This is a genomic window from Halomonas sp., assembly GCF_041689495.1.
Taxonomy (GTDB): domain Bacteria; phylum Pseudomonadota; class Gammaproteobacteria; order Pseudomonadales; family Halomonadaceae; genus Halomonas.
Genome location: NZ_JBDNGD010000490.1, coordinates 1 through 3,571, shown reverse-complemented (window position 1 = coordinate 3,571; position 3,571 = coordinate 1). Strand labels below are relative to the sequence as shown.

At 61.6% G+C, this 3,571-nt stretch carries 5 protein-coding genes and 1 pseudogene; 4 read left to right on the top strand and 2 right to left on the bottom strand.

Annotated elements, in window-relative coordinates:
• The 4 genes and pseudogenes from ACESMD_RS14715 to ACESMD_RS14700 form a co-directional block, all read left to right on the top strand.
• Positions 1-345: pseudogene (locus ACESMD_RS14715) on the top strand (DNA polymerase III subunit delta); the annotation flags it as partial.
• Between the two features lie 206 nt (positions 346-551).
• Positions 552-944: a PA2779 family protein gene (locus tag ACESMD_RS14710; protein WP_372614443.1), complete on the top strand. Its 393-nt coding sequence runs from the start codon at positions 552-554 to the stop codon at positions 942-944.
• Positions 945-957: 13 nt separating this feature from the next.
• On the top strand, positions 958-1,932 hold the full coding sequence (locus tag ACESMD_RS14705) for a PA2778 family cysteine peptidase (RefSeq protein ID WP_372614441.1): 975 nt from the start codon (positions 958-960) through the stop codon (positions 1,930-1,932).
• A gap of 10 nt (positions 1,933-1,942) precedes the next feature.
• Positions 1,943-2,368: a DUF488 domain-containing protein gene (locus ACESMD_RS14700; RefSeq protein ID WP_372614439.1), complete on the top strand. Its 426-nt coding sequence runs from the start codon at positions 1,943-1,945 to the stop codon at positions 2,366-2,368.
• Between the two features lie 76 nt (positions 2,369-2,444).
• Here ACESMD_RS14700 and nqrM read toward each other — a convergent pair whose 3' ends face one another.
• Positions 2,445-2,702: a (Na+)-NQR maturation NqrM gene (gene nqrM, locus ACESMD_RS14695; protein WP_372614437.1), complete on the bottom strand. Its 258-nt coding sequence runs from the start codon at positions 2,700-2,702 to the stop codon at positions 2,445-2,447.
• A 314-nt stretch (positions 2,703-3,016) separates the two neighbouring features.
• Positions 3,017-3,571 (bottom strand): NADH:ubiquinone reductase (Na(+)-transporting) subunit F (gene nqrF, locus ACESMD_RS14690; protein ID WP_372614435.1); only part of this gene is annotated, 555 nt, incomplete at its 5' end.

The following is a 3,571-nucleotide window of genomic DNA, read 5'->3' as shown; positions in this document are numbered from 1 at the left end:
GGAGAGGGAGTCGAAGCCACTCTCATCCTCTGGGCACTGACCCGGGAACTGCGCACCCTGCTGTCACTGCATCAGCATCTCGACCAGGGCCAGAGCTTCGAACACGCCTGCAAGGCTCAGAAACCGGCCATCTTCGAGAAACGTCGCCCGGCTTACCAGCAGGCACTGAATCGCCTGCCCATGAAGCGTCTGCACAAGCTGCTGCTGTTTGCCCAGCGTCTGGACCTGGCGATCAAGGGTGCCGCCGCACTGCCGGTAAAGGACGGCCTACATGACCTGTCCCTCACCCTCGCCGGTGGCCGTGGCCTGCTGGCCGAGATGCCGTCTTCCTACCGGATTGGCTGATCGTCATCCATCCTGGCCGTATGAAGAAAAGACACTCGAATGCCCTGGCATGGAATTGCGCTGACAAGGGCATGAAAATTCATGGCATTTCTGTCTATACTGGCAATGCATCGCCGTTGTGACATCGTGACCGCGATATCGCCAGGACGAGACGTGTGGCGCAAATGCGGAGCCGGAAGTCCATCCAAAAAAGAAGGATCACCCTCATGAAGAAGATCTACCGCTACCTCAGTCCACTCCTCATTGCCTGCCTTGTGCTGGCCAGCTTGCCCGTCGCCGCGGCCCCCCAGGCCGGTAGTGACCTCGTCAGTACCCATGAGGCCCTGTCGGCGGACCGCTACCTGTCCGATCGAGAGCGTATCCACGAGGTTCTCGCCCGGGACGATGTTCAGCAGCAGCTCCTGACCCAGGGCGTCGACCCTGCCGAGGTTGAGGCCCGTGTGGCAGCACTCTCGGATCAGGAAGCCGCCGACATGGCCGACAAGCTGGAACAGCTACCGGCCGGTGCCAGCGTGGTCGGGGCCTTGTTCGCCGTCTTCATCATCCTGCTGGTGACTGACATTCTGGGGCTGACCAACGTCTTCCCCTTCACCCGCTGATCCGGGGAATGCCATGATCACTTGCCGTCCGCGGCAGCGCCACGCCGCCTTGAACGCCCGCCTTGCGGGCGTTCTCGCCTTGGTGCTGCTGACCTTCACCCTGGCCGGCTGTGCCACCACACCGCGGCTTGCGGAGACCACCGAAAGACAGCTGTCCCGCCAGGTGCTGCTCGATGACATCCCCTTCCATGGTCAGCGTGATTACCAGTGCGGTCCGGCCTCACTGGCCATGGTGCTCAATGCCGGGGGCGTGGACATCAATGTCGACAACCTGATCCCTCAGGTTTTCCTGCCGGGGCGTGAGGGTAGTGTCCAACCCGAGATGCTCGCCACGGTCCGACGCCACGGCCGTATCCCCTTTCAGATAGCCGCGACCTTCGACGCCCTTCTCACCGAGATCGATGCCGATCACCCCGTGGTGGTGATGCAGAACCTGTCTCTTCCTGCCTGGCCCGTCTGGCACTATGCCGTGGCCATCGGTTACGACCTGGATGCAGAAGACCTGATACTGCACAGTGGCATGGAACCGAGACGGATCGAATCCTTCCGCCGATTCGACGCCACCTGGGCACGCAGCAACCGCTGGGGCTTCGTGGCGTTGACGCCGGGCGAGACACTGCCCGAATCCGTCGCCGGGCCCGACGCCATGGAGGCCATTGCCGACTTTGAACGTGTACAAGGCGCCTCTGCCTCGCTTCCGGCCTGGGAATCGCTGGTCGAACGCTTCCCGGGCTCGGCCATGGGACACTTCGCCCTGGGCAACGCTCGGCAGGCGACGGGCGATCCGCAAGCAGCCATAGAGGCCTATCGTATTGCCGTGAAACGGCGACCGGACCTGGCCGCCGGCTGGCTCAACCTGGGGTTGATGCTTCGTGACCATGGCGATGTAACTGAGGCACGTGCGGCACTGGAACGTGCCGCAGAATCACCCGGTGACTGGCAGGACCGAGCCAGGAAGGCATTGGAAAGTCTCGAGGTGACATCCTGAGGAGCACCCCATGACCTATGACATCCAGTTGAAACGCCTCTACAGGCCCGTCGAGAAGGATGATGGGGCCAGGGTCCTGGTGGATCGGCTATGGCCACGCGGCAAGCGACGAGACAGCCTGGACCTCACCGACTGGTATCGGGATGCCTCGCCCACTCCGGGACTGCGCCGACAATATCACCAGCAGGCCATCAGTCATGACAGCTTCGCTGACCGCTATCGGCGGGAACTGGGGGATGCCCCGGAAAACCTGTTTCCGCTGATGCGTTACGCACGCCGCGGTCGGCTCATCCTGCTGACCGCGAGCCGTGACATCCAGACGTCTCATCTGCCCTTGCTTCGCGAGGCCATCCTCGAGGCACTCCATGAAGAGGATGCCACTGACCATGAGCCCAGCTCACCGCCCTGCTATCTGGGGCTGATGAGGTCTTCATAAGCAATGAAAATGAGATCGCCGCGGCTACCGTCGCGGTAGCCGCGCCATGACGACCCGTCATGCCCTGCCTGCCTGCTTAACGCCGAACGGCGTTGTAGCCCAGGTCGGCACCGCGATTTTCGTCACTGCGACGGCGAGCACTACCGCTGGACTTGCGACCTTCTTCCTCGCAGACCTCGTCCTTGCCGCCACAGATCTCGCAACCTTCCTTCATGCCGAGCTGATTCAGCCCACCGCAGGACCCGGCGATGGGGCGCCGACCCATGATCACGCCCACGGCCATCCCTGCCATGATCAACAACATGAAGCCCAGTACCAAGAGCCAGAGTGCCATGAGATCTTCTCCTTCAGTGAGACATCCGCTTCGAGGCAAGCCTCTTGCCCTGGGCGGTATGCGATTGATGCGTGTCCAACCCTCGTTCATTAGACATCGATAGGGACCGGACTATCCATAGAACGTCAGCCGTCACGCTTCTCTCATTACTTTTCCACGCCTTCTGCCTCACACCTCTCCGGCCTCTCACCATCACTGGCAGACCAAATGCGCGGTCCGGGGCCGGTGAGCCGTGAGGGTGAAAGCAAGAGGGCCGACACGAGGGTCGGCCCGGAGAGTACGGGAACACAAGGGTTACCCGAAAGCGGGAGTCATCATCCGCCGAAGTCGTCAAGAATGATGTTCTCTGGCTCCACGCCCAAATCGATCAGCAGCTTGATCACGGAGGCGTTCATCATGGGCGGCCCGCACATGTAGTACTCGCAGTCCTCGGGGGCCGGGTGGTCCTTGAGATAGTTCTCGTAGAGAACGTTGTGGATGAAGCCGGTCGGCCCTTCCCAGTTGTCCTCGGGCTGTGGGTCGGAGAGCGCCAGGTGCCACTCGAAGTTGGGGGACTCCTCGGCCAGCTTGTCGTATTCATCATTATAGAAAGTCTCACGCCAGGAGCGTGCACCATACCAGAAAGTGATCTTGCGCTTGGATTCCAGGCGCTTGAGCTGGTCGAAGATGTGACTGCGCATAGGCGCCATGCCCGCGCCACCACCGATGAAGACCATCTCGGCATCGGTGTCCTTGGCGAAGAACTCGCCGAAGGGCCCCATCACGGTCACCTTGTCACCCGGTTTCAGGCTGAAGACGTAAGTGGACATCAGGCCGGGCGCATGGTTGGTGTTGGGCGGCGGCGTGGAGATACGAATATTGAACTTGAG